27 protein-coding genes, 1 tRNA gene and 1 riboswitch are annotated in these 23,546 nt (G+C 51.5%); of the genes, 14 read left to right on the forward strand and 14 right to left on the reverse strand.

Annotation, left to right across the window (positions count from 1 at the left end; all coding sequences use genetic code 11):
* Positions 1-356 precede the first annotated feature (356 nt).
* Entirely contained in the window at positions 357-1,265 is a 909-nt protein-coding gene (locus AAC599_RS13940) for a patatin-like phospholipase family protein (protein WP_340151014.1), read from the forward strand.
* Positions 1,266-1,271: 6 nt separating this feature from the next.
* On the opposite strand, the gene AAC599_RS13945 is transcribed toward AAC599_RS13940, so the two are convergent.
* The 3 genes from AAC599_RS13945 to AAC599_RS13955 form a co-directional block, all read right to left on the reverse strand.
* Complete coding sequence (locus AAC599_RS13945; protein WP_340151015.1) at positions 1,272-1,703, reverse strand: CBS domain-containing protein; 432 nt, start codon at positions 1,701-1,703, stop codon at positions 1,272-1,274.
* Positions 1,704-1,816: 113 nt separating this feature from the next.
* Positions 1,817-2,566 carry a 16S rRNA (cytidine(1402)-2'-O)-methyltransferase gene (gene rsmI, locus AAC599_RS13950; protein WP_340151016.1) on the reverse strand — a complete coding sequence of 250 codons (750 nt, stop codon included), beginning with the start codon at positions 2,564-2,566 and terminating at the stop codon, positions 1,817-1,819.
* A 56-nt stretch (positions 2,567-2,622) separates the two neighbouring features.
* Complete coding sequence (locus tag AAC599_RS13955; protein ID WP_340151017.1) at positions 2,623-3,510, reverse strand: LysR family transcriptional regulator; 888 nt, start codon at positions 3,508-3,510, stop codon at positions 2,623-2,625.
* A 111-nt stretch (positions 3,511-3,621) separates the two neighbouring features.
* On the opposite strand from AAC599_RS13955, the gene AAC599_RS13960 reads away from it, so the two are divergent.
* Together AAC599_RS13960 and AAC599_RS13965 are read left to right on the forward strand one after the other, a co-directional pair.
* Entirely contained in the window at positions 3,622-4,833 is a 1,212-nt protein-coding gene (locus AAC599_RS13960) for an acyl-CoA dehydrogenase family protein (protein WP_340151018.1), read from the forward strand.
* The gene (locus tag AAC599_RS13965) at positions 4,823-5,281 is read left to right on the forward strand and encodes a PaaI family thioesterase (protein ID WP_340151019.1); all 459 of its coding nucleotides are present in this window, start codon (positions 4,823-4,825) and stop codon (positions 5,279-5,281) included. The genes AAC599_RS13960 and AAC599_RS13965 overlap by 11 nt, the downstream gene beginning before the upstream one ends.
* A 2-nt stretch (positions 5,282-5,283) precedes the next feature.
* Here AAC599_RS13965 and AAC599_RS13970 read toward each other — a convergent pair whose 3' ends face one another.
* The gene (locus tag AAC599_RS13970) at positions 5,284-5,763 is read right to left on the reverse strand and encodes a MaoC/PaaZ C-terminal domain-containing protein (protein WP_340151020.1); all 480 of its coding nucleotides are present in this window, start codon (positions 5,761-5,763) and stop codon (positions 5,284-5,286) included.
* A gap of 103 nt (positions 5,764-5,866) precedes the next feature.
* Here AAC599_RS13970 and bfr point away from each other — a divergent pair, with 103 nt between their 5' ends.
* Complete coding sequence (gene bfr, locus AAC599_RS13975; protein ID WP_340151021.1) at positions 5,867-6,334, forward strand: bacterioferritin; 468 nt, start codon at positions 5,867-5,869, stop codon at positions 6,332-6,334.
* A 118-nt stretch (positions 6,335-6,452) separates the two neighbouring features.
* Positions 6,453-6,644 (forward strand): (2Fe-2S)-binding protein, encoded by a 192-nt coding sequence (locus tag AAC599_RS13980; protein WP_293960500.1) that lies wholly within the window; start codon positions 6,453-6,455, stop codon positions 6,642-6,644.
* 86 nt (positions 6,645-6,730) lie between these two features.
* On the opposite strand, the gene AAC599_RS13985 is transcribed toward AAC599_RS13980, so the two are convergent.
* Positions 6,731-7,702 carry a nitronate monooxygenase family protein gene (locus AAC599_RS13985; RefSeq protein ID WP_340151022.1) on the reverse strand — a complete coding sequence of 324 codons (972 nt, stop codon included), beginning with the start codon at positions 7,700-7,702 and terminating at the stop codon, positions 6,731-6,733.
* 509 nt (positions 7,703-8,211) lie between these two features.
* On the opposite strand from AAC599_RS13985, the gene AAC599_RS13990 reads away from it, so the two are divergent.
* Positions 8,212-8,562, forward strand: coding sequence for a hypothetical protein (locus AAC599_RS13990; protein ID WP_340151023.1), 351 nt, complete (start codon positions 8,212-8,214; stop codon positions 8,560-8,562).
* An 87-nt stretch (positions 8,563-8,649) separates the two neighbouring features.
* Positions 8,650-8,736: riboswitch (glycine riboswitch) on the forward strand.
* Positions 8,737-8,885: 149 nt separating this feature from the next.
* A complete protein-coding gene (locus tag AAC599_RS13995) occupies positions 8,886-10,358 on the forward strand; it encodes an L-serine ammonia-lyase (protein WP_340151024.1) in 1,473 nt (490 codons plus the stop codon).
* A gap of 4 nt (positions 10,359-10,362) precedes the next feature.
* Here the strand turns inward: AAC599_RS13995 and speE are convergent, their stop codons facing one another.
* Both speE and speD read right to left on the reverse strand, forming a co-directional pair.
* Positions 10,363-11,214, reverse strand: a complete 852-nt coding sequence (gene speE / locus AAC599_RS14000; protein WP_340151257.1) for a polyamine aminopropyltransferase — start codon at positions 11,212-11,214, stop codon at positions 10,363-10,365.
* Entirely contained in the window at positions 11,214-11,636 is a 423-nt protein-coding gene (gene speD / locus AAC599_RS14005; RefSeq protein WP_340151025.1) for an adenosylmethionine decarboxylase, read from the reverse strand. Before speD ends, speE begins: the two co-directional genes overlap by 1 nt.
* 165 nt (positions 11,637-11,801) lie before the next feature.
* Between speD and AAC599_RS14010 the strand changes: the two genes are divergently transcribed.
* Positions 11,802-12,443, forward strand: coding sequence for a glutathione S-transferase family protein (locus AAC599_RS14010; protein ID WP_340151026.1), 642 nt, complete (start codon positions 11,802-11,804; stop codon positions 12,441-12,443).
* Between the two features lie 83 nt (positions 12,444-12,526).
* A complete protein-coding gene (locus tag AAC599_RS14015) occupies positions 12,527-12,838 on the forward strand; it encodes a cupin domain-containing protein (RefSeq protein ID WP_340151027.1) in 312 nt (103 codons plus the stop codon).
* A 20-nt stretch (positions 12,839-12,858) separates the two neighbouring features.
* Here AAC599_RS14015 and boxB read toward each other — a convergent pair whose 3' ends face one another.
* From boxB to AAC599_RS14030, 3 genes are all read right to left on the reverse strand, one after another.
* Positions 12,859-14,283: a benzoyl-CoA 2,3-epoxidase subunit BoxB gene (gene boxB, locus AAC599_RS14020; RefSeq protein WP_340151028.1), complete on the reverse strand. Its 1,425-nt coding sequence runs from the start codon at positions 14,281-14,283 to the stop codon at positions 12,859-12,861.
* Between the two features lies 1 nt (position 14,284).
* Positions 14,285-15,928, reverse strand: coding sequence for a 2,3-epoxybenzoyl-CoA dihydrolase (gene boxC, locus AAC599_RS14025; protein ID WP_340151029.1), 1,644 nt, complete (start codon positions 15,926-15,928; stop codon positions 14,285-14,287).
* 69 nt (positions 15,929-15,997) lie between these two features.
* Positions 15,998-16,903, reverse strand: a complete 906-nt coding sequence (locus tag AAC599_RS14030; RefSeq protein ID WP_340151030.1) for a helix-turn-helix transcriptional regulator — start codon at positions 16,901-16,903, stop codon at positions 15,998-16,000.
* A 97-nt stretch (positions 16,904-17,000) separates the two neighbouring features.
* Here AAC599_RS14030 and AAC599_RS14035 point away from each other — a divergent pair, with 97 nt between their 5' ends.
* The 4 genes from AAC599_RS14035 (at position 17,001) to AAC599_RS14050 (ending at position 20,309) form a co-directional block, all read left to right on the forward strand.
* Positions 17,001-17,462 (forward strand): flavodoxin domain-containing protein, encoded by a 462-nt coding sequence (locus tag AAC599_RS14035; protein ID WP_340151031.1) that lies wholly within the window; start codon positions 17,001-17,003, stop codon positions 17,460-17,462.
* 97 nt (positions 17,463-17,559) lie between these two features.
* The gene (locus AAC599_RS14040) at positions 17,560-19,113 is read left to right on the forward strand and encodes a benzoate-CoA ligase family protein (RefSeq protein ID WP_340151032.1); all 1,554 of its coding nucleotides are present in this window, start codon (positions 17,560-17,562) and stop codon (positions 19,111-19,113) included.
* Positions 19,114-19,202: 89 nt separating this feature from the next.
* Positions 19,203-19,688 carry a VOC family protein gene (locus tag AAC599_RS14045; RefSeq protein WP_340151033.1) on the forward strand — a complete coding sequence of 162 codons (486 nt, stop codon included), beginning with the start codon at positions 19,203-19,205 and terminating at the stop codon, positions 19,686-19,688.
* Between the two features lie 90 nt (positions 19,689-19,778).
* Positions 19,779-20,309 carry a hypothetical protein gene (locus AAC599_RS14050; protein ID WP_340151034.1) on the forward strand — a complete coding sequence of 177 codons (531 nt, stop codon included), beginning with the start codon at positions 19,779-19,781 and terminating at the stop codon, positions 20,307-20,309.
* Here the strand turns inward: AAC599_RS14050 and AAC599_RS14055 are convergent.
* The gene (locus AAC599_RS14055) at positions 20,306-20,662 is read right to left on the reverse strand and encodes a hypothetical protein (RefSeq protein ID WP_340151035.1); all 357 of its coding nucleotides are present in this window, start codon (positions 20,660-20,662) and stop codon (positions 20,306-20,308) included. The two genes, AAC599_RS14050 and AAC599_RS14055, sit on opposite strands and share 4 nt — an antisense overlap.
* Before the next feature lie 118 nt (positions 20,663-20,780).
* Here AAC599_RS14055 and AAC599_RS14060 point away from each other — a divergent pair, with 118 nt between their 5' ends.
* Positions 20,781-21,095, forward strand: a complete 315-nt coding sequence (locus tag AAC599_RS14060; protein WP_340151036.1) for a putative quinol monooxygenase — start codon at positions 20,781-20,783, stop codon at positions 21,093-21,095.
* 104 nt (positions 21,096-21,199) lie between these two features.
* On the opposite strand, the gene AAC599_RS14065 is transcribed toward AAC599_RS14060, so the two are convergent.
* The 3 genes from AAC599_RS14065 to AAC599_RS14075 form a co-directional block, all read right to left on the reverse strand.
* Positions 21,200-21,276, reverse strand: a tRNA-Met gene (locus tag AAC599_RS14065).
* A 100-nt stretch (positions 21,277-21,376) separates the two neighbouring features.
* Positions 21,377-22,525 (reverse strand): tRNA 2-thiouridine(34) synthase MnmA, encoded by a 1,149-nt coding sequence (gene mnmA / locus AAC599_RS14070; RefSeq protein WP_340151258.1) that lies wholly within the window; start codon positions 22,523-22,525, stop codon positions 21,377-21,379.
* A gap of 60 nt (positions 22,526-22,585) precedes the next feature.
* Positions 22,586-23,545, reverse strand: a complete 960-nt coding sequence (locus tag AAC599_RS14075) for a flagellin (protein WP_340151037.1) — start codon at positions 23,543-23,545, stop codon at positions 22,586-22,588.
* Between the last annotated feature and the right edge of the window lies 1 nt (position 23,546).

Raw genomic sequence — 23,546 nt, forward strand, 5'->3', positions numbered from 1 at the left:
ATCAATTCAACAATGTCAATTAACAAATCACCCGCAAAAACCGCAGACAAAAAAAACGCCGCCGAATTTATCCTGACCTTCATCAGGCGTGTCCGACTGCGTCGTTGCCCATCTTATATAGATAAGCGCGCAACGGCGTCAACAGGTAATTTTACAAAAATATGAAGATCGTATTATATCTTTAACACGACCTTAACACAACTCTTATCTAATACACACAGGCAGCCAATAATCGTCGGAATTTGGCATATGCCGAAACCTAGCAGCATGGCGATTACCGAGAGTATGGAGTTAATGAGATATATCTGTTAAGGCATAAAACAAAAGAAGGTTCTGACTCACAAGGTGGTATGATTATGTCACGGCCGGAAATCGGATTGGCATTGGGTAGCGGTGTTGCGCGCGGCATGGCCCATATCGGTGTTCTTCGTCGACTTGAAAAGGAAGGTTTCAAGCCAGATTATGTCTGCGGCACGTCCATAGGCGCGCTTATCGGGGGCATGTATCTTGCGGACAAGCTTGATGAATTGGAGGCCTGGGCGCGAGATCTTGGCAAGACTGGTCTGTTTCGCCTGCTGGACATCCGTCTTACAGGCGGCGGGCTAATCTCCGGCGCAAAATTATTTACACTGCTGGAAGATACTCTGGGCGATACCAAGATTGAAGACCTCTCGGTTCCTTTTGCCGCAGTAACAACCGAGCTCGGGACCGGCCATGAAATCTGGATACGAAAAGGTAATCTGGCCAAGGCCATCACAGCTTCCTACGCACTTCCAGGCCTGTTCTCACCACAAAAAATCGATGGCCGCTGGCTTATTGACGGCGCCCTGACCAACCCTGTTCCGGTATCCGTCTGTCGAGCGCTCGGTGCGCGCCTTGTCATTGCGGTGAATCTGAATGCGGATGTTTTCGGCATGACCAATATTGGAGAGAGCGAAGCGGATTTCGTTGTCGATGGTAACGGCAAAAAAACACGGCTTTTCCATTCCCGTTCCCCGCTCAATCTCATGAAACACCGCTTCTTCGATAAATCAGGCGCAGAGCCCAGTATCTTCGGCGTCATGATGTCATCTCTCAATATTGTGCAGGATCGCCTGAGCCGATCCCGTCTGGCAGGAGATCCGCCGGACATAACCATCGCGCCTAGATTGGCAAGCCATGGATTGCTAGAATTTGATAAGGCCGCAGAAATGATTGCGGAAGGAGAGGCCGCAACCGATCGCTCCCTGTCTTTTCTAAGACATGCGATGAATGTTCTGGCCTGACTTTTATTACCCTGTCGCGATATAATCCCGTAGGGCCGCAGCTTCACGCTCCACTTCATCCATGCGGCTTTTCACGATATCACCGATTGAGATAAATCCCGCAAGCCGTCCTTCCTCTAGGACCGGCAAATGGCGGATGCGACGCTCCGTCATCAGCGCCATGACGTTATCGATCGTATCAGACGGTGTTGTTGTTACCAGGTCCGACGTCATCAGGTCTGACGCCGCCAGTTGGAGGCAGCCATTTCCGCTTTCAGACAATCCGCGGACGATATCCCGCTCAGACAGCACGCCGCAGAGCTTTCCCGCTTCATCGACAACCAAAACAGCGCCAATTCTCTTTTCACCGAGAATATTCGCCACCGTTTCTATGCGATCAGAAGGCTTGGCCGTGATGATATCACTGCCCTTCACTTTCAGAATACCTGCCACATTCATTGCGTTCCTCCTTGTGGACTGCCAGAACAGCAGCTGCAAAATCCATACTTTCAATAAGTCTAATTTACCAGATTGATTTATCAAACTCAATTGCAACTGAAACGCGGCAATATTTAGGGAAAGCCTTTTAGGTCATCTGCCTCATCCCCGGCCGAATCATCGCGGGCCGGCAAGCCGATCACAATGGTGACCTCGCCTTTGATTTTCTGATGAGAGAATTGCTCGGCCAAGCCGGAGAGTGGTCCTCGATGAATATTCTCGAATTTCTTGGTGAGCTCGATACAGACAGCCGCGGGACGATCGCCCAGAACCTCATGCGCGACAGTCAGGATCTTGCCGACACGAAAGGGGGATTCAAAAAACACCAACGCGGAAGGCGCTTGGGCAAAGGCTGCGAATAATTTACGCTGCCGTCCAGGCCGCCTTGGCAAAAATCCGAGAAAGGTGAAAGCAGGAATTGCCAGTCCCGAGACAGTCAGGGCCGTAATCACGGCACTTGCCCCGGGAAGAGAAACGACCTGATATCCCGCCTCAATCACTGCCGCAGCAGTCCGCTGCCCCGGATCACTTACCCCGGGCGCCCCGGCGTCGGAAGTCAGGCCAACGGATTTTCCATCACGGAGAAGCGACAGAATACGCCCTACCGCCCTATCTTCATTATGTGCGTGACAAGGGAAAATAATAGAGGGACTGGTAAGGGCGTGCCGCTCAAATATCTTGCGGGTGTGTCGTGTATCCTCGCAGGCCAGCGCGTCCACCGATTGCAATATCCGCATGCTCCTCAGAGTAATATCCTCCAGATTCCCGATTGGCGTCGGGATAAGGTACAATGTCGGTTCGCTCTCGTCGGCATTATCTGTCATGGAATAGGACTAACCATATTATGAGGATACGCGCAACGATCCACTTTCCCCTATGTTCAAACCGCCGAGAAAATCTGCTTACGCAGCCATTTACTAGACTGCATTTGATCCGCCGAGATATGCCAGTAGAGATGAAGGTCCAGATTAGGCACATCAAAGGGAACGCGGAACGTCTTGCAACCATATAGTTGAGCCAGCTGTCGCGGTGCAGTTACCGCGAGATCTGTTCGCTCTATCATGTGAAAGGCAGCTTGGTAATGCTGCAACCGGATAGCGATGCGGCGTGAATGTGCCGATTTATCCAACTCAAGATCAACGAGCCCTCCGCCACGAGGCCGGGACGAGACAAGTATATGCGTCATATCAAGATAATCGGTGAGTGTGATGGCGGCTTTATCGGCAAACGGATGATGGCGGCCAACAGCGCACACCTGCTCCTCCGCCATCAGTTTTTCATGCACCAGTTGAGCGTTATCAAGAATCGGAATATCGACGGCAAAATCAATCTCTCCCAGCGAAAGGCGGCGCGGAATTGACCGCCGGGGAACATGAAACGCCTGCACCTTCATATGCGGTGCTGACTGCCTTAATATTTGGACGAGCCGCGGCAGCAGGACTGTCTCGCCAATATCGCCAATTGCAATCCTGAGAATTTTGTCGCTTTCCGCAGGGTCAAACTGTTCTTCCGCACTGATACCTGACTGAAGAAGGCGGAGCGCCTGACGCACCGGGCCAATCATCTTTTGTGCCATCGGGGTCGGATTCATCTTTTTTCCCGCATGGATAAAAAGGGGATCATCCAGTCGCTCCCGCAGCCGGTTAAGAGCGTTGCTGACCGCCGGCTGCGTTACATTCAGAGTCCGCGCCGCGAGCGTCAGGTTGCCATGGGTATAGATCGCCTCAAAAGTGAGGAAAAGGTTCATATCAATATGATTAAGCTGCATTTTATAACTATAACTAATATGAATACTAAATCATTAGAAAAATAAATTTTAATGATTTTATATCTGGCGCTATTTTATGCCCTGAAAAGCGATATTTATGAGGGCAAGGAAATGAAATTTAACTTTACCGAAAAAGTCGATGATCTGGTGAGTCGTGTCGAAGGCTTTATGAAAGAAAATGTTTATCCGGCAGAGGCCGAATTCCATGACTTTATAGAGAAGTCTGACAACCGATGGACCATACCGCCTGTTATGGAAGAGTTGAAGAAGAAGGCGAAGACGCAAGGTCTCTGGAACCTATTTCTCGCGGAGTTTGAGGATTACGGCGCGGGCCTGAGCAACCTGGAATATGCTCCGCTCGCCGAAATTATGGGGCGTTCTCTCATCGGCTCGGAAGCCTTCAACTGCAGCGCCCCGGACACCGGCAATATGGAGGTGCTCGCCCGCTATGGAACGCAGGCACAGCGGGATGAATGGCTTGTCCCGCTCCTGAATGGCGAGATTCGGTCTGCATTTGCCATGACGGAACCTGCTGTTGCCTCCTCCGATGCGACAAACGTCCAATGCACCATAGATCGCCAGGGAAACGAGTATGTCATAAACGGGCGCAAATGGTGGACGTCCGGCGTTCTGGATCCCCGCTGCAAAATCATGATCGTAATGGGCAAGACCGACGTCAACGCCCCGCGCCATACGCAGCAGTCCCAGATACTTGTGCCTGTTGACACCAAGGGCGTCACGCTCATTCGGCCATTGAAAGTGCTCGGCTCCGATGATGCCCCGCATGGCCATGCGGAAGTTCTCCTGGAAAATGTCCGCGTTCCGGTGTCCAATATTATCGGCGCGGAAGGCGAAGGGTTCGCTATCGCGCAGGGGCGTCTTGGTCCCGGTCGCATCCATCATTGCATGCGCCTGATCGGTTGTGCCCAGCGGGCGTTGGAGCTGATGTGCATCCGCGCGGAGAACCGTGTCGCATTCGGCAAGAAGCTGAGCGAGCAAGGATCCATTCGAGAAGATATCGCCAAGTCCGCCTGCGAGATAGAGCAGGCCCGCCTTCTCACGCTCAAAGCCGCGGCGCGGATGGATGACGTCTCTTACAAGGAGGCAAGAGACCTGATCGCCATGATCAAAATTACAGCGCCGACAATGGCCCAGACTGTCATTGACCGAGCAATTCAGGTTCACGGCGCGATGGGGCTGAGTCAGGACACGTTCCTTGCGGAAGCTTTCGCTTATGCCCGGACAGTCCGGCTCGCAGACGGACCGGATCAGGTCCATATGTCCTCCCTCGGCAAACAGATGGTCCGTCGCTATGCCGCATAAGGAAGCAGAGATATCAGCCGAATCGGAGGGGTTGGCAAAACCCTCCGCTTTCCTTCCCATGATGCCATTCGTGCAGAGTTATGGTGTTGCAGTGCTGGATGAAACACCCGGGCAGATTGTCATTGAAGCTCCCTTTCAGACAGCCTTGTCGACACCACCGGATCTCTTTCCCGCGTCCTTTATCGGCACAGTCGGCGATATCGCTGCGGTAAGCTCCTGCAACTCGCTCCTGCCTGCCGGCTGGGCCTGTGCCACGCTTGATTTCACAGTGAAAATGACAGCGCAGGCGCGGGGCGAAAAAGTTATTGCCCGCGGGCGTGTGCTACAGAACGGCCGCAACATTTCCGTCGGCGCTGCGGATGTTTTTGTCGTTAAAGATGGTGCGGAACAGCTCTGCGGTTCGGTTCTGGCCTCAACCCGAAATTTCAAACTTCAGCAGGTAATGTAACGCTACTTCCTCCGCCGAACCAGATACCGCTGCTCTCCCTCCAGGACAAGCTCACGGCGCTGATTATAGATCGTGGAGCGTACGGTCACGACACCCGTCGATTTCTGTTCTTTCAAGTCGGTAATCACCAACTCCGGATAGACCGTATCCCCGTAATAGACGGGCCCCAGAAATTTTGATGACTGATCGATAAAGGCAACAAGCGCCTCGCCGATAACATGTGGAAATACACCTGCACCGGAAGCAGTTTGTATCAGCACCTGAAAACCATGGGCAAGCAATTCCGGATGGCCCTGAGACTTGCAATATTCAAGATCATAATGGATGGGGTGATTGTCGCCCGAAGCCGCCTGAAACGCCGAAAAATTAGCGTCCCGCAATGTCCGGGACGGAATATGGAACCGTTGACCAACCGAGAGGTCCTCAAAATAGCTTGCCTCGGCATATTTATGGTTTTCTGGATTAAACGGCTTTTCCGACATTTCTCGCCTCGCTTGTTCAACAAGTCTTTTTTTACAGCATTTATTAAACTGTCGCCCTTCGATATAGTTACTGGACTGAGCGTAAATACACAAGGAGGGTTTTATGAAAGGCGACACGTCAATTATCAAGCATCTGAATGTCATCTTGAAAAACGAATTGACGGCAATCAATCAGTATTTTCTCCATGCCCGCATGCTCGAAGACTGGGGTCTCGGCGAACTGGGGGAAAAAGAGTATCACGAATCCATTGATGAGATGAAACATGCGGACAAGCTCATCAAACGCATACTCTTCCTGGAAGGTCTGCCGAATTTGCAGGATCTCGGCAAGCTCATGATCGGTGAGGATGTACAGGAAATCATTGAGTGCGATCTCAAAATGGAGCATGGAGCTCATGTTGATCTCAAAAGCGCGATTAAAGACTGCGAGAGCAAGCAGGACTATGTTTCACGTGATTTACTGGTCGATATCCTGGAATCTGAGGAGGAGCATATTGACTGGCTGGAAACACAGCGTGGCTTGATCGGTAAAATGGGGCTGGAAAACTATATTCAGTCGCAGACATCATAGGAAAATATATGATATGAGGTAAAAAGCGCGCGCCGAAAGTTCATTGCTATTGACAACTATTCGCAAAGTTACTAGCTTTTAAGAATGATTGGCACTTTTAATAAAGAAGATACGCGCAATGTACATTTGCCTCTGTAATGGATTGACGGATCGCGACGTAAAAACGGCGGTTGCTTCCGGCGCACAACGTATTGCCAACGTATATGAACTACTTGGCGCTGCTCCGCAATGCGCAAAATGCTCTGTTCATATCCGGGAAATCATCCGCGAAACCTCGAACGGCGGTATGGTGACAACTGCCCGCAGCTAATGTGCGCGGCATTTATACTCGTTCAATTTTGTTGGAAATTATGAAGAAATTACCCCCACCCCAAAGGGGTGAGGGATAAATTCAGTCTACATGGCCTTATTATTGATTTCAGCCTTGGCCTGGGCATACTGTTCTTTTAACCTGTTCACATATTCTTCAACGCTCGGCACATCACCGACACTGCCAATTCCCTGTCCGGAACCCCAAATATCCTTCCACGCCTTGGACTTACCGGTACCGCCACTCCCGAAATTCATGCGGCTTTTGTCGGCCCCCGGCAGATTTTCCGGATCCAACCCTGCGCGAACAACGCTCGGACGGAGATAGTTTCCATGAACGCCGGTGAATGTATTGGTATACACGATGTCTTCGCCCGTGCTTTCTACAATCATGGCCTTGTAATCGTCAACCGCGTTTGCTTCCTTCGTCGCAATGAAGGCGCTGCCCATATAGGCAAGGTCCGCCCCCATCGCCTGCGCCGAGAGAATGGAACGTCCGTTCGCAATCGCGCCAGAGAGGGCAATAGGGCCGTCAAAAAACTGCCGAACCTCAGATACCAGCGCGAAGGGGCTTAACCTCCCGGCATGCCCGCCGGCACCCGCACAAACGAGGATCAACCCGTCAACGCCAGCCTCCAACGCTTTTTGCGCATGACGAATGGTTGTCACATCATGGAGCACAATACCGCCATAGGAATGTATCGCCTCCACGACTTCGTTCGGCGCCCTGAGACTGGTGATAATGATGGGCACCTCATGCTTCACGCAAAGAGCAACATCCTCATCTAGCCGGGAATTAGATGCGTGAACAATCTGATTAACCGCGAAAGGGGCCACCTTCTTATCCGGATTGGCTTCCGCATATTCCGCGAGTTCCGTCTTTATCTGGTGCAGCCATTCGTCAAGCTGAGAGGCCGGTCGCGCGTTCAGTGCCGGAAAGGAGCCAACAATGCCTTGCTTACACTGCGCAATCACCAGTTCCGGATTCGAAACAATAAACATTGGTGATGCAATGACCGGAAGAGAAAGTCGCCCCTCCAGAACAGCTGGCATTGACATGTAAAGGATGACTCCTAGTTCATTGGAAAGTTTAGCCAAGCTTGGATCTTCCGCCCAGTTACCCGGCTTGCGGCGATTATTAGCAGGATTTTTCAAAGATGACAAATTGTCATTATTGACAAAATTTCATTTTTTATGTTCGCACTTGCAGCATTATTACGAAAAATCGTTTCAAAACAGAATATTATTACTTTCGGTCGAATATGAAAAAAATCTACACCTGAGTCAGGGTTAGCGAGAAATCGCCCTGAAATTGAATCTCAACCACGTTTTATGATGATTTTGATTCTCTTTTGCTTGTCAAAGTAACGCGTAAAAGGCCCGGTAACATAAATGTAAGGCAAATATTTTCCTCCTATCGGGACATTCTTGCCCACCTTTAAATCCCGGCACTAGTGTCTTCGCATCATTTTCGCCGCAGGGTATGGAAACCATTATGTTTTATGCCGGTCTCGTTCTGGCACGAACACTGCATATTGATCGCCGAACTAATTTTTATGGAGAGAATCGTGCTGCATGCTGAAGTGAATGACTTGTCGGTTGAGAACAGATTTGAAAAACGTGGAGCCTTCCGGGTCTCCAATCCTGTGCTGAGTGTCGAGATAGATGGAACGCAGTTTTCAACAGAAAACTGGTCCCTTGACGGCATGATGATAAACGGCGTTCCGGATCGGATAGAGCTGGACGAACCTGTGCAAGGGATTATCGGCCCTGTTGGCTCTCCGGAAATGTGCCGCTTCGGGGGACGGATTGTCCGTGTCGATACACATAATATGACAACAGCAATTGAACTGGACGAGAAGAGCCCTGACGTTGCGGCATTGTTACCTCTGTGGGTCCTGAAATACGGTACCCGTTGAGCTTCAACCCTACATCCAACGCTTGACATTAATCAGATACCATACCTAAGGTTGCTGTACTTGCCGCTCGATGATCGGCATACCTTGAATTTCCTGATGGGAGAGACCGGGCTTTCCGGCGCCGAAGGAGCAACCGCCCCGGAAACTCTCAGGCACCTGTACCGTCAGGACAAAAGGCTCTGGAGAGAATGCGTCTGCCATATAAGGCGCATCACCGAAGAGGTAAGCTGGAATTTTCCGGCGCAATCTTTCAGGTACCCGGACAGAGGGGGCATCATTTAGCGCGTTGGTGATTTTCACCGGAGTGAGGAAGGGTGCCCGAGATGACGACAACTCCCAAAACCAGCCTTGGTAATGTCACACCCGTTGTGCCATCAAAGCCAACAAGTTCCGTAAACCCGACGTCGCAAATGGACGTCAATATAAGCGTCACCGATCTTTATACGATTGGCATTGGCCCGTCGAGTTCCCATACAGTGGGACCCATGCGCGCCGCGAAACGGTTTGCCGACCGGCTGAACAGTGAAGGTCTGCTCCTAATAACGGACCGGCTTCTTGTGGAGCTATACGGATCCCTCGCGCTCACCGGGCATGGGCATGCGACCGACATTGCCATCCTTCTCGGACTAAGCGGCAAACGCCCTTCCACTGTGGATCCGGAGGAAGTTCAGCCCCTGATCGCCGAAATTCGGAAAGCCGGGACGCTCTCACTCAATGGTACGCACGCCATTCCTTTTTATGAAGATCAAAGCCTCCTGTTCCTAAAAGATAAGCTCCTGCCTGAACACTCAAACGGCATGCGTTTTTATGCATACAGCAAGGACGGGGAGGAATTATTCTGCCAGGACTATTTTTCCGTCGGCGGTGGCTATGTCGTCTCGCATAACGAAGGGGACCGTGCAGAAACCCGTGGCCATAACATCCGCCTGCCCTACCCTTTTACATCGGCCGATGAATTGCTCGCCTTGGGGAAGGAAAGCGGGCTGAGCATCGCAGAGATGATGCTTGCAAATGAAGGCAGCTGGCGGTCAGAAGAGGAGACTTTCGCCTTTCTGGATGATGTGAATGACGCCATGATCAGCTGCATAAAGCGCGGATGCGAGGGGGAAGGCGTATTACCCGGTGGCCTGAATGTGAAGCGGCGCGCCAACAAACTCTATAAAGACCTGATGGAAAACCCGGAACGGGCATCGCGCGACCCGCTGACTGTCCTCGATTGGGTCAATCTTTATGCTTTGGCTGTCAATGAGGAAAATGCCGCAGGCGGCCGCGTTGTCACCGCCCCCACAAACGGGGCCGCCGGTGTGATCCCGGCTGTCCTTAAATATTACCAGCGGTTCTGTCCGGGTGTCACCAAAGAGGGAAGCCGTGACTTCCTGCTGACGGCTGCTGCAATTGGCGCAATCTATAAGAAGCGCGCTTCGATCTCAGCGGCAGAGATGGGGTGTCAGGGAGAAGTCGGGGTTGCCTGCTCCATGGCTGCAGGGGCGCTGACCGCCGTTCTCGGAGGGACGAATGAGCAGGTAGAAAACGCGGCGGAGATCGGGATGGAACATAATCTCGGTCTGACCTGCGATCCCATCGGCGGGCTTGTTCAGATTCCCTGTATCGAAAGAAACACCATGGGTGCCATGAAGGCAATCAACGCCTGCCGCCTGGCGCTGTCCGGGGATGGCGTTCACGTTGTCTCCCTTGATGAAGTAATCGAGACCATGCGACAAACCGGCGTCGACATGCTCAGCAAGTATAAGGAAACCTCACAAGGCGGGCTTGCCGTGAATGTGGTGGAATGCTAACGGCTTAACGTTCCCGCGTCAGCATCTTCTGAATATGAAGCGGCAGCGCGAAAGCGGCCTGATGGACTTCCGGTGTATAATATTCCGTTTCTATTTCTGCGTCGATATATCGCTGCGCCAATTTGGCAAGGTCGGCCCGGCGATGGCCTGTCTCATCCGTCGCCCACCCATAGGCCATAACACCGCCAACGTAACTCGGGATGGCGGCAAGGTAAAAGGTCACATCCTTGAATAAACGGCCCAGCCGATCGTAACTTTCCCTGAGCTCGTTCTCCTGAACAAACGGGACGCCGTTCTGGGTGATGATGATGCCCCCTTCGCTCAGGCATGACTTACAGTCGCCATAGAATTCCTCTGTATAAAGGACTTCACCCGGGCCGTGCGGATCCGTGCTGTCGATAACTATCACATCCCAGCGCGCGTCTGTTTCTTTGACGAATTGACAGCCATCCGCAATCACAAGCTCAAGCCGAGGATCATCAAAGGCCCCGCCAGAGACGGATGGCATATATTTTTTGCTGAGTTCAATAACTGTACGATCAATATCAACCAGTGTAACCGCAATATTCTTATGTTTCATCAACTGCCGCGCCGCGCCGCCATCTCCGCCGCCAATCACAAGGACGCGGCGCGCCTTGCCATGGGCAAGAAGCGGGACATGCACAAACATTTCATGATAGATGAATTCGTCATTTTCCGTCGTCTGGATCGCGCCATCAAGGGACATGACCCGTCCGAACTGACTATTCTCGAATATAACCAGATCCTGAAGATCGGTCTTCTCGCGGTAGATCACCCTCTCGACATTGAGCGCGAGATTAACACCAGAATGCAACCCCTCATCGAAGAGCTCCATCAACTGACAATTCCCCGCTTTATCTCATTGACCTGAACCGTGCCCGGCTTGAACGCCTCTTTCAGTACCGGAATGGCTCTATAAGGGTCAGCCTTGCCGCACATAAAAATATCCAGAGCCATAAAGTCTCGTTCGGGCCAGCTGTGAAAACTGATATGGCTTTCCGCCAATACCGCAACGCCAGAGAGGCCGTCCGGTTCAAATGCGTGAATATGGAAATGCAGCAAGGTAGCCCCGGCCGCATCAATTGAGCGTCGCAATGTGCTCTCGATGAGATCGGGATCATTAAAGCCCTCTCCCTGCCAGAGATCGACAATCAAATGGGTACCCGCAAATGTCAGTCCGTCCTTATGGACGAAATAGTCAACCCGCACCTCGTCTGCGTCGTCAATTCCGTCATTTTTCCTGATATTTTTCAGCATTTCTACCCGTGAAAAAGCCGTTCTGCCATCACCAAAACAAGGTGTCGCGTTATCGCCGAGATGATCCATAAGTGCAAGAGAAAAGTGGCAACTTTACTTGTGTTTCCACCACCAATCAGCGCAAGATGAAAAACAGTAAAGTCCCATCACCGGCAGGCTATCCAAATGTCCGATAGAAAGATCGAACTGTTCAGCTATAAATTCAGCGTCTATTCCCGGATTGTCAGGATCGTTCTTGCCGAAAAGGGAATCGATTTCGAAACCCATGAAATCAACCCTTTCGCAAGCGATGTCCCGGCACGCTATCTCAATATCCATCCCTTCAAAAGAGTGCCAACCATACGCCATGGGAATTTTACACTTTATGAGACCGGTCCGGTAACGCAGTATCTGGACGAAGCCTTCAACGGGCCGTCGCTGCAACCCAATGCCGCCCCTGAGCGGGCCAGAATGCGGCAGATCATCGCGATCATCGACAGCTACGGCTACTGGCCGCTTGTCCGGAAAGTCTTCAGTTCCACCTTCAAGGAAGAAATAGATGAAGCTATGCTGAACGAAGGTTTGCAAGAGAGCGCGCCTGTCCTCGCTGCCCTTGAAAAGTTAGTATGTGATGCAGGATATATCGCCGCCCCGAGCTACTCACTAGCAGATGCGCATGTCATCCCGATGATTGATTATTTCCTGATGGTGCCTGAAGGCGCCGCTATGTTCATTCGCTATCCAAAATTGACCCATTGGTGGGATCATATAAAAGAGCGACCGAGCACTATTTCAACACGACCGATTCTATCATCAGAAAAATCATAGAAGAAGTCAGAATAGCCTAATCATGCATGAGCTAGGGATAGGCAGGGTTTTGATCCAGAAAAATTGACAAACAGGAAATCAAAATGCGTCTAATCAGGCCAACTGAATTTGAAGGTGAAGATGCATGGGATGCGTTTGATATCGAGAAGATACCAAACGCCACCGTTCGCCTTCACTGGACAGATCAACCCTATATCTGGCATGTGAATGATGGACCAGAGATCTTCGTCTTGTTGGATGGCAAGGTCGATATGCATGTAAGAGAGGACGGTCAAGAAAAGATTCTACCGCTCTCTCCCGGTGATATTTTCCATGCGGAAGCAGGCGATGAGCATAAAGCTGTTCCGATAACGCCTGCCCGAATTCTGGTGATCGAAACGGAAGGCAGCATCTGACCCCCGTCTCAAAATCTCACTTACTGCAGATTTACATACTCATAATCAACCGGCATGTTATTGATACCGCGATCCGGAGCGGCGATCCAGCCTGCCATCTTACCCGGCTCTATCACTTGCTGCATCAGGCTATGAACATAAGCGCGATCACTTTCGGAAGGAAGAAACTCATCCTGGCGGCGCTGAAATTCCGCAGCCGATATAAAATCACCCTTCGGATCAGTGACGACGTCTGACCAGAACCCGATTTGCCGCCGGAACCGGCTTGACGGCAGCTCTATGGTAAAATCGAAGCCAGCTTTCTTTATCAACCGGTTCCAGCGCGTCACGCCGACCATGCAATCCTTGATATAGGCAGCACGAACCTGATCATTGATAGCGCTTCGCACCGAAATCTCTTCTGACAGAATACCGCCACTACCATCCGGCTTTTCAATCTGCAGACTTGTGTCCCGCTCGACATGATCCCCAAAAGATCTCTCGTCCGGACGCCCCTTGATGCCGTTCGCAAAGGTAATCGCTGCGTTCGACGAGATCTCTGCTCCGAACAGATCCATGCAGGAGGAGAACCAGAAGTTCACATACCGCTGAAGGGTTAGCAGATCGACAACACCAGCTTTACGCAATATTGCCGGATCATCCGTCTTCAGTTCGGTCATGACCTCCAATGTGCGCTTGATAATTCGGGTTATGCCAGTTTCCCCGACATACATGTGATGCGCTTCCTCTGTCAGCATGAACTGACAGGTCCGCGCCAGCGGATCGAAGGATGATTCAGCCAGGCACTTGAGCTGATATTTCCCGTCACGGTCGGTAAAATAAGTAAACATGAAGAAGGAAAGCCATTCGCTGATCGGCTCGTTAAACGTGCCAAGAATGCGCGGGTTATCCTCACTACCGGAATGACGCATCAAAAGATCTTCCGCTTCCTCACGGCCATCCCGCCCAAAATAGGCATGCAACAGATACACCATCGCCCAGAGATGCCGCCCTTCCTCCACATTGACCTGGAACAGGTTCCGCAGATCAAAAAGAGAAGGGCATGTCTGCCCAAGAAGGCGCTGCTGTTCTACCGAAGCTGGCTCCGTATCGCCTTGTGTTACGATCAAACGACGGAGGATAGAGCGATATTCGCCGGGGACCTGCTGCCACACCGGCTTACCAAAATCATCGCCAAAACCGATGGTGCGGTCTTGCTCCTGATCTGCGAGAAAGATGCCCCAGCGATATTCCGGCATCTTTACCGCGCCGAACGTCGCCCATCCCTTGGCATCAACCGAGGTCGCCGTGCGAAGATAGACATCGCTCGTCTGGAAACCCTCCGGTCCCAGCTCCTGCCACCAGTCAAGGAAGCGCGGTTGCCAGTGCTCAAGTGCCCGCTGGAGGCGGCGGTCATTACTGAGATCGACATTGTTGGGGATTCTTTCCTGATAGTTTATTGCCACCCTACACTCTCCTCTTGTCAAATTCAGCCTTGGTCCCGCTGCCGAACAGTTTAAGGGCGCCCTTTTCGCCAACAGCGTTGGGGCGATTGAAAATCCAGTTCTGCCAGGCGGAGAGACGGCCAAATATCTTGGTCGCCGCCGTCTCCGCTCCACCGAAGCGCAAGTTCGCCTCAAGCCCGGTAAGGGCATCCGGTGACAAGCTGGCACGCTCCTCTATCAGCAGGCGGATTTCATCCTCCCAATCGATGTCATCAGGGATGAAAGTTACCAGACCCTTTTCCTCCGCCTCTATTGCATCGATCTCTTCGCCGGTTTGTTGTTTCAGGACATTAAGGACGGCCTCATCTTCGTAGAAGCGCCGGGAGAGACGGGCCAGTCCATTCACCGCCTCGTAAGATCCAAAATTCATAGTGCTTAATGCGATATGAGGTGGATTGCCATCTTCCTCCGCAATATCCAGCATGTAAATCCGGTCGGCAGCGAGGGCCAATTCATATAGGGTGCCCGCAAAACAGGAACCCTCTTCCACCAATGCGAACAGGCTCCGGGAAGAAACGTCCAGCCGCGCCAAGGTTCGGCGGATCATTCCGACTACTTCGCGCACGAACCAGTCATCCTGATACTTGACGAGAAGAGAATCGGCCTTCAATACAGCATCGATTTGCCCGTGTGTTTTAAGAACAAATGTACCGATTTCCTCATTATTGGTCCGCAGCATCAAAATGGCGTCATCAAGTTCCCGCGCCATGGCGAGCGGCCACCAGCCCGCCCCCGCCGCATGGATATCCTCAAGTGCCTCCGGCAACACCATATCAGGAGCCGAAATCGTCATTGTCGCTACGCCCGCCGCCTCATCCAGCACCACATCGACATATTGATAGTGATAACCGATGTCATCGATCTGCCGATGAAGCGGCATCAGCTCTATTCCCGTTGCCTGCTCCGGCCTTGAACTATCTGCCGCAAGTTCTTTGGCCCGCACTCTTACCTGATCATCGAAATTATTGCGCGAAACGACCTCATCAACCAGACGCCATTCTTTCGCGCGCAGTCCACGTACGCCATCGGGATTGGTGCAGAAGACATCGGCAAGGTCATGTCGGACTTTTCGCTTGTCTGTAAGACGGGTCAATCCACCCGTTCCCGGCAGTACGCCGAGAAGCGGCACTTCCGGGAGACTCACCGCACTGGAGCGATCGTCAATCAGGAAAATTTCATCACAGGCAAGCGCGAGTTCATAACCGCCGCCTGCCGTCGTTCCGTTGCATGCCGCAATAAACTTTATATCGGAATGGCGGCTGCTATCCTCCATCCCGTTCCGCGTTTCATTCGTGAATTTGCAAAAATTCACTTTCCAGCCATGAGAAGAAGTTCCCAGCATATATATGTTCGCACCGGCGCAAAACATTTTCTCTATACCGCTGGTGATGACAACGGTTCTGACCGTGGGATACTCAAACCGGATTCGCTGCAAAGCATCGTTAAGTTCAATATCGACGCCAAGATCGTAGGAATTGAGTTTAAGTTGATAACCAGGGACGATCCCGGCATCTTCATCCACCGCTAATGTAAGCGTCGCAATTGCTCCATCAACAGACAATGTCCAATGACAGTAGTTATCAGGGTGCCTGTCGAAAGTAATCATAGGTAGCGCTCTTGGTTGTGAATTATAATGCCTTTTTAAAATGCACTTTAATTCATGTCAAGCACTTAACTATAGCTTCGGCGTAATCAATACTTTCGCTATACTTTCCAAATCATGCAAACTTTCCTCAACCGGCTTGCCGGAGGTATTACATTTCGCATCAGCACGGCGATACAAGGGCGCCCTCGCAGCGAGAATCTGCCTTAAATCCTCCATCGCCTCCTGACTGCCTCTCATTGGTCGCATATCTCCTTGAGCAACCACCCGAGACATATGCTCCTCAGGCTCAGCCTGTACCCAGATGACATGCGTATGATTTAACAACATTGAAAATGTCTGCTCATCCGCAACGATACTGCCTCCGGTCGCGATGACAATGTCTTCATGATTAGCAATGATATCGGCAAGGCATCGACGTTCCAGTCGGCGAAAGGAAGGCTGGCCCGCCAGGGAGAAAATTTCATCCAACCCCGCTCCGAATTCTTTTTCTATGCATTTATTAAGTTCGACAAACTCACACCCAAGCGTCTTTGCAAGGAGCGGCCCTAATGTTGATTTTCCGGCGCCGCGAAGGCCAATCAAGGAAATTCGGCGAGCCTTGGCCACATGTTCAGAACACGCAAGTTGGTTCCTGATCTCTGATGTCACATTTGCCAACTGATCTGCGGGTAAATGCCGAGCAAGCTGATAGAGCTCCTGCATCTGCGGGCTAAGCTGATCTCCAACCGCAAGAATGTCGATGAGATTCATGTCCATCGCATCGGCAATCTGTCTCAGTATCAGTATGGAAACATTCCCCTGCCCGGTTTCCAGTTTGGCAAGATATCGCTCAGAGACATCCGAGTCGCGCGCCAGAATCTTGCGTGTCATGCCACGTTGCGCCCGCACCGCCCGCACATGCGCACCAAGGTCAACCAAGAACTCGTCAGCACGGCTATCGCCCTCTTGTGAAAGTTCACTGACTTTTTTGCTCATTCCGCTGCTCACTGATATTTATTCACAATACGCTGGACAAAATGCATTATATTTCCTATTTCGGTTTTTGCGTAGTATTTTTTGGAGAAACAGAATTTTGGTTGATCATATAAAAATTCTTGTCAGCACAATGACCGGAACAGCCGAACTCGTCGCCGAGGAAATTGCGGATACCCTATCGACAAAAGGCAAGTCGGCAGAAATACATCTGATGGATAATCTTGACTCCGGCATTCTGACGCCCGATGCCTCCTATATTATCTGCACATCAACTTACGGCCAAGGCGATGTGCCGGACAATGGCCAAGCCTTTATTGACAACCTGACAACAGTGGAGCCAAATCTTTCCGGCATCAGGTTCGGGGTGTTTGCGTTGGGGGACATCACCTACAATCAGACCTTCTGCAATGCGGGCACCTTGTTCGATACTGCGCTCCAAAGACTTGGTGCAACACGCGTGGGCGAGATTATGCGTCACGACGCGTCGTCCGGGGAACTGCCCGAGGACCAGGCCGCTGGTTGGACGGAACAATGGCTTGAAAAACTGGAGAATACCTAAAGGATAGGACTAAGATGATCTTGCCGCAGACGCCAAAAAATATAAAACTTAATGGTGAGGAAGCGAGGCGGCACTTTTCGCGAAGGGGAGGAATGCGATGTCCATCGACACCGATCAAGCCGCATATTATAATGCTGCGGTAGATCTTATTGATCATAATCTGACTGCCGGGCGGGGACACAAGACAGCAGTCATAGATAAAACTGGCGCGCACAGTTATCAGGAACTGAGCGACAACATCAACCGCTTCGCCAATGCCCTTCGACATATCGGCATACTTCAAGAACAGCGCATTATTCTTTGCCTGAATGACAGCATTGATTTTCCCGTTTGCTTTCTGGGTGCAATTAAGGCGGGTGTTATTCCTGTGCCGATAAATACACGCCTTACCGAAAACGATTATTCCTTTATATTGGAGGATAGCAGGGCGGCGGCGATTGTAGTGTCAGGCAACCTCTTCCCGTTGTTTGAGAACCATGTTGCCTCACATTCTGCCCTAAGGTCAGTTGTCATTTCCGACGGCGCGACCCGCAAATATGAAGAACTTACCGGTCTTCTCTCTTCTCAAAGTCCGGAATTCAGTGCGGCCGAGACAAAAGCCGACGATATGTGCTTTTGGCTCTATACTTCCGGAACAACTGGAACGCCCAAAGGGACAGTTCATCTTCACAAGAACCTGCGCGCAACAGCTGATTTGTATGCCGTGGGAACTCTGAAGATCAATGAAACCGATGTTATGTTTTCTGCAGCCAAACTGTTCTTCGCCTATGGACTGGGCAACGGCCTGACCTTTCCGTTTGCGGTAGGTGCCACCGCTATTCTGTTAGAGGGCCCTCCTACGCCGGAAGCAGTCTGCGATATCTTAACAAACCACTCGCCAACAATATTCTTTGGAGTCCCCACATTATTCGGCATGTTACTGGCCAGTGATCAACTACCAACCAAGGAGCAACACGAGTTGCGTTTCTGTGCTTCCGCTGGGGAAGCCTTGCCTGGGGATATTCTCGCTCGTTGGAAAAATCATGTGGGTGTCGACATTCTGGATGGCATCGGCAGCACGGAAATGCTGCATATATTCCTTTCCAATCGGCCAGACGATGTCCGTCCGGGCTCAACCGGAAAGCCGGTGAAAGGATATGATATCCGTCTGACCGGAGATGACGGCCTTCCAGTTGCACAAGGTGAGATGGGAGCGCTTGAAATTTCAGGCCCTACCAGCGGGATTATGTACTGGAACCGGCGCGAGAAAAGTATTGAAACATTTCAGGGCCCCTGGACACGCGCTGGGGATAAATACCGTCAGGATAAAAATGGCTACTACATTTATTGCGGACGGACGGACGATATGCTGAAGGTCGGCGGCATCTATGTATCGCCTTTCGAGGTTGAAGCTGCCCTGATTGAGCATGAAGCAGTTCTGGAAGTTGCCGTCGTTGGCATGGCGGATGCAGACAATCTGATCAAGCCAAAAGCCATTATCGTTCCGAAAAATTTTGATATGGACCTCGATAGCCTGGCTGATGAATTGAAAAATTTTGTTAAAGAACGTCTCGCCAGCTTCAAATATCCGAGATGGATCGAATTTGTTGACGAGCTTCCAAAAACGGCTACAGGAAAAATCCAGCGCTTCAAATTACGTAAAATGGGTTAGGGTTGGTTTAAAGTGTAGGTAGTTGAAATTATCGGAATGAGCGCCAATTAGTTAGTGACGGGCGCATTAACTTGCTTTAGAGGGTCATAATGATAAAAGGACTTCACCACAACGCCTATAGATGCCGGAATTCCGAAGAAACACGGAAATTCTATGAAGATTTTCTTGGCCTTCCACTCGCCCATGCGCTTTCGATCAATGAAACCAAAACTGGTCGGAAGACCGAAGTTCTTCATACTTTCTACGAGATGGATGATGGGTCTTTCCTCGCCTTCTTTGAAGCGCCCGACCGGGATTTCGAGTTCAAGGATCAGCACGACTTTGACCTTCACATCGCCCTTGAAGTGGGGATAGATGACCTTCGGACGATGTTTGAAAAAGGGAAAAAACTGGGCATGGAGACACGCGGCATTTCCGACCACCACACTATCCATTCGATCTACTTTCGCGATCCAAATGGCTACGTCATAGAGCTTACAGCGAAGATACCGGAAAAAACGCCCGATCAAGCGACCGCTGCGGCAGAAGCTCATAAGATGCTACGCGAATGGAATGACGCTCACGCGGTCAGTTGAATTAGGCCTACCCTGAATTTTTAGGGTGTCCAAAGCCGGGTTTTCCAATAATCTGTGCGCTTTGGACAATCTGACATCGGGAGTGATTTAATGTTGAGACGTACCCTGGGTGGACTCCTGGCCGTAAGCTGGACGCTTCTGATGCTGCCTCCCGCCGCCTCTGCAGAGCAGGATCGATATGTCGGCTATTATTACCCGGCACCGGTTCAGATAGAAATTTACTGCGCCAGAGTCTCGCCTTTGCCCGACATGGACAAAAGACGCCGGGTCGGATTTGTGATTGGCATCAAGGAAGGAATGGCCAACCAGCCTTATGAATCCTCTTATTCAGTATTCGTGAAAGGCGGCGAGTCCCGCAAGTTGATTATCGTTGCCAAAACGGATGGCCACCTGAAAACGATTTACCGGGTGCGTGCACTGCTTGCGGATCTAACCAATAGCGCACGGACAACCCCGATATTCGAGGAAAGCGGCTCACCTGAGAATCTGACGTTCCTTGACCTGATTACACTTCTAGGCTTCGAAAATATTACACTCAGTGATGGCGATCGCTTTACTCACAAGATTGAAATGTGGCCGAATGACAATAAAAAATGTAAGGAGCAGGCGCTGACAGACTAGAAGTGCGGAACACCGGGAATTCGGCAGGCACCGCTTGTATATATTGCCGTGACATGACAGTTTCGGGACAGTTGAACTATCAGGTTTCCCTTGCAGTTTTCAAATCCGACCCACCCGTTGAGTTCTTCCGAACCGTCCGACGCAGCGGAACTCCGGCTGGACACGATATAATTTACATCCGGCTTGCCCAATTTGGAAATGTCCAGTTTTTCAAGCTCCGCCTCGACGACGCCGGCGCATCCGGATTCACGCCAGGATTCGGCTGATGCACTCAATGGCAGGAAAACGGCAGCAATCGCCAGCACTGATGTCAGGATATATGTGCAAAGCAATCTCAAAGTTCCGTCGAGCATGTCAGATACCTTCCGGTCATCGTTTCAAATTTATTGCGTGATTAATCATGGCCTTTGCCCCAAGCTATGCTGTAGAATTCAGCCGATTGCAACAACCATAATAAAAAAGGGGAATACCATGTCTGTCGTTAACGTCGTTGCCATTATCACCGCAAAAGCCGGAAAACGCGCCGAAGTACTGACCGCCTTCAAAGCAAACACGCCAGCAGTTCATGCCGAAAAAGGCTGCATTGAGTATAACGCCGTTGTCGACATGGAAGGCGTCGGCGGATTTCAGGCCAAGCTCGGCGAAGACAGCTTCGCCGTCATCGAGAAGTGGGAAAGCATGGATGCCTTGATAGCTCACGCTACTTCGGACCATATGAAAGCCTATGGCGCAAAAACCAAAGACTTGCTCGAAAGCCGGGTGATTCACGTCCTGGAATCCGCCTGACCCACCCTGTGGCAACGATCATCGATCACGGTGTTTGAACCCGATGAGAGCCACAACGCATTAAAAAGCCGGGGGAGGCTAGGCCTCAACCCCGGTTTTTATATTGGTGGCTCCTCCCAGACTCGAACTGGGGACACATGGATTATGATTCCACCGCTCTAACCAACTGAGCTAAGGAGCCAAATGCGACCGCCGATGACACTTTATCTCACTGCCAGCAGGCGCGTCGAAGCCCGGTTTTTAGGTTTTTTACAAAGACCTGTCAAGCGAGGAAATGACAGTTATACGCTCATCTGCTGACGGACGCCGGCGATTTTAACAGGCGCTTCCGTTCCGGCAATCCAGCCCCCGCCGAGCAGCCTGTCTCCGTCATACATCACGCAGGCCTGACCGGCAGAAACGCCGGCTTCAGGATCGGCAAGATGTACTTCCGCCCAGTCACCCGGCGCGCCATAGACAGTCGCAAGCATAGGCTCCTGCGTTGATCTGACTTTTACGGTGACCGTGACTCCGGAGGCATCAAGCGGCTCGTCCCCTATCCAGTTCATTTCCCGCAGCGTGAGCTTGGATACGAGCAGGGCATCCGACGGTCCGACAACAACCCGGTTGCGTTCCGGATCGATGCGCGTGACATAGAGCGGGCTTCCCGTCGCAATTCCGAGGCCCCGGCGCTGTCCGATAGTATAGTTGATAATACCTGTATGCTGGCCAAGGACATTATTTTCCATGTCCACAATATCGCCGGCCACCGCAGATCCAGGGCGCATGCGTTCAATCACCTTCGCGTAATTGCCGTTAGGCACAAAGCAGATATCCTGACTTTCAGGTTTTGCCGCCACAGCAAGGTCATACTTATCCGCAAGAGCGCGCGTCTGTTCCTTCGTTAAATCACCAAGAGGAAAGCGCAAATAGTCAGCCTGTTCTTGCGTCGTTGCGAACAGGAAATAGCTCTGATCCTTGATCGTGTTTCGCCCACGGAAGAGCCGGGCCTTCCCGTCGACATCCTCACGGCGCAAATAATGGCCTGTTGCCAGGGCGACGGCCCCGAGATCCCGCGATGTTTCCAGCAAATCCCGGAATTTCACAGTCTGATTACATCGTACACAAGGGACTGGCGTTTCACCGCGCAAATAGCTGTCGGCAAACTCATCCATTACGCTATCCTGAAAGCGGCTCTCATAATCAAGGACGTAATGAGGAATCCCGATGGCCTCGGCGACACGGCGGGCGTCGTGGATATCCTGCCCCGCGCAGCAGGCGCCCTTCTTCTGAACGGCGGCGCCATGATCATATAGCTGCAGCGTAATACCCACAACGTCATAGCCCTGATCCTTCAACAGTGCAGCCGTGACCGAGCTGTCGACGCCGCCGGACATGGCGACGACGATACGGGTATCCTCCGGTGCTGTTTCAAAACCAAGTGAATTCATGGCGGGCAATATAGAGGCCTCGCCTCAATATGCAAGCCTGAGAGTCAGGCAAAGCTCAAGCTACAGAAAATTCAAAAGACTTAACCGGTTAAGTTGACTTAATACGCTATACGAGGTTTCGAGGGCGATTTCACGCTGAGTCAGATTGGCAATCGCTTCAGCAGCATCGACATCTTCGATGTTGCTGATAAACACCTTGGCCTGATCAACCTGCAGCCCAAGTGCCTCAGTTGTGTCCTCGACTGTCTTTTGATTGAAACCATTGGCGCCGCGGAAGCCCGCCATGTTATCCATCAGAGTCTCCAGATTGGCAATCTCGCCGGACAGGAAGCTCTGGTCCTCCTGACTGAGAGGAACAGCAAAACTGCCGGACGGACCAGCAGGCACCGGCACTGTCGTCGGCACCGTTCCATTTGCCCAAAGCGCGAGGCGCTGCAACGCCGTCATAATTTCAAGCCCGATTTCATCGGCAACAACGCCCACTTCCAGCGTCCGGTTCTCATCAATCCGAACCGATGCCTTCAGATCATTATTGTCAAAAATATCGGTCGGTGGTTGCGCCGCGGCCATTAATTCATTGATGGATGTGATATTCACGGGCGGCGTATCACCATTGGAACCGCTGAACAGATAGCCTTCCGTATTCCGGCTGTTAAGAAAGTTAAGAGCGGTTTCAAATGCCCCTTCAATCGAACCATACAGTCCTTGCGGCGATGCCGTGTTGATCGTTGACATAACGGCGGAAAGGACATCTCCTGCCGCACTTTCCATGCCGGCGAGAGCCTGATCATAATGTGCAAGCCGGCTCATGATTTTACCGTTGTTCGCTTCATATTGCTCAAGTCGGGACAATAGCGATTTCGCACCGGCAAGGCTGGTGGTATCCATATGGATATCCTTGTAGTACTCCGCCACATGACCGGTCGAAACCTGCCGCTGAGAATCTGCAAGCCTGTTCTGACTCTTCATCATTTCGTTGATAAGCGTCTGGCTTTGCTGAAATGTAGAGATGCGTGTCATG

The organism is uncultured Sneathiella sp. (assembly GCF_963976355.1).
In the GTDB taxonomy this organism is placed as follows: Bacteria; Pseudomonadota; Alphaproteobacteria; order Sneathiellales; family Sneathiellaceae; genus Sneathiella.

What these genes read in the sequence shown, in the direction of transcription:
- AAC599_RS13940 (WP_340151014.1), top strand. Translation starts at nt 357, where the DNA reads ATGTCACGGCCGGAAATCGGATTGGCATTGGGTAGCGGTGTTGCGCGC.
- AAC599_RS13945 (WP_340151015.1), bottom strand. Translation starts at nt 1,703, where the DNA reads ATGAATGTGGCAGGTATTCTGAAAGTGAAGGGCAGTGATATCATCACG.
- rsmI (WP_340151016.1), bottom strand. Translation starts at nt 2,566, where the DNA reads ATGACAGATAATGCCGACGAGAGCGAACCGACATTGTACCTTATCCCG.
- AAC599_RS13955 (WP_340151017.1), bottom strand. Translation starts at nt 3,510, where the DNA reads ATGCAGCTTAATCATATTGATATGAACCTTTTCCTCACTTTTGAGGCG.
- AAC599_RS13960 (WP_340151018.1), top strand. Translation starts at nt 3,622, where the DNA reads ATGAAATTTAACTTTACCGAAAAAGTCGATGATCTGGTGAGTCGTGTC.
- AAC599_RS13965 (WP_340151019.1), top strand. Translation starts at nt 4,823, where the DNA reads ATGCCGCATAAGGAAGCAGAGATATCAGCCGAATCGGAGGGGTTGGCA.
- AAC599_RS13970 (WP_340151020.1), bottom strand. Translation starts at nt 5,763, where the DNA reads ATGTCGGAAAAGCCGTTTAATCCAGAAAACCATAAATATGCCGAGGCA.
- bfr (WP_340151021.1), top strand. Translation starts at nt 5,867, where the DNA reads ATGAAAGGCGACACGTCAATTATCAAGCATCTGAATGTCATCTTGAAA.
- AAC599_RS13980 (WP_293960500.1), top strand. Translation starts at nt 6,453, where the DNA reads ATGTACATTTGCCTCTGTAATGGATTGACGGATCGCGACGTAAAAACG.
- AAC599_RS13985 (WP_340151022.1), bottom strand. Translation starts at nt 7,702, where the DNA reads ATGTCAATGCCAGCTGTTCTGGAGGGGCGACTTTCTCTTCCGGTCATT.
- AAC599_RS13995 (WP_340151024.1), top strand. Translation starts at nt 8,886, where the DNA reads ATGACGACAACTCCCAAAACCAGCCTTGGTAATGTCACACCCGTTGTG.
- speE (WP_340151257.1), bottom strand. Translation starts at nt 11,214, where the DNA reads ATGGAGCTCTTCGATGAGGGGTTGCATTCTGGTGTTAATCTCGCGCTC.
- speD (WP_340151025.1), bottom strand. Translation starts at nt 11,636, where the DNA reads ATGCTGAAAAATATCAGGAAAAATGACGGAATTGACGACGCAGACGAG.
- AAC599_RS14010 (WP_340151026.1), top strand. Translation starts at nt 11,802, where the DNA reads ATGTCCGATAGAAAGATCGAACTGTTCAGCTATAAATTCAGCGTCTAT.
- AAC599_RS14015 (WP_340151027.1), top strand. Translation starts at nt 12,527, where the DNA reads ATGCGTCTAATCAGGCCAACTGAATTTGAAGGTGAAGATGCATGGGAT.
- boxC (WP_340151029.1), bottom strand. Translation starts at nt 15,928, where the DNA reads ATGATTACTTTCGACAGGCACCCTGATAACTACTGTCATTGGACATTG.
- AAC599_RS14030 (WP_340151030.1), bottom strand. Translation starts at nt 16,903, where the DNA reads ATGAGCAAAAAAGTCAGTGAACTTTCACAAGAGGGCGATAGCCGTGCT.
- AAC599_RS14040 (WP_340151032.1), top strand. Translation starts at nt 17,560, where the DNA reads ATGTCCATCGACACCGATCAAGCCGCATATTATAATGCTGCGGTAGAT.
- AAC599_RS14045 (WP_340151033.1), top strand. Translation starts at nt 19,203, where the DNA reads ATGATAAAAGGACTTCACCACAACGCCTATAGATGCCGGAATTCCGAA.
- AAC599_RS14050 (WP_340151034.1), top strand. Translation starts at nt 19,779, where the DNA reads ATGTTGAGACGTACCCTGGGTGGACTCCTGGCCGTAAGCTGGACGCTT.
- AAC599_RS14055 (WP_340151035.1), bottom strand. Translation starts at nt 20,662, where the DNA reads ATGCTCGACGGAACTTTGAGATTGCTTTGCACATATATCCTGACATCA.
- AAC599_RS14060 (WP_340151036.1), top strand. Translation starts at nt 20,781, where the DNA reads ATGTCTGTCGTTAACGTCGTTGCCATTATCACCGCAAAAGCCGGAAAA.
- mnmA (WP_340151258.1), bottom strand. Translation starts at nt 22,525, where the DNA reads ATGAATTCACTTGGTTTTGAAACAGCACCGGAGGATACCCGTATCGTC.
- AAC599_RS14075 (WP_340151037.1), bottom strand. Translation starts at nt 23,545, where the DNA reads ATGACACGCATCTCTACATTTCAGCAAAGCCAGACGCTTATCAACGAA.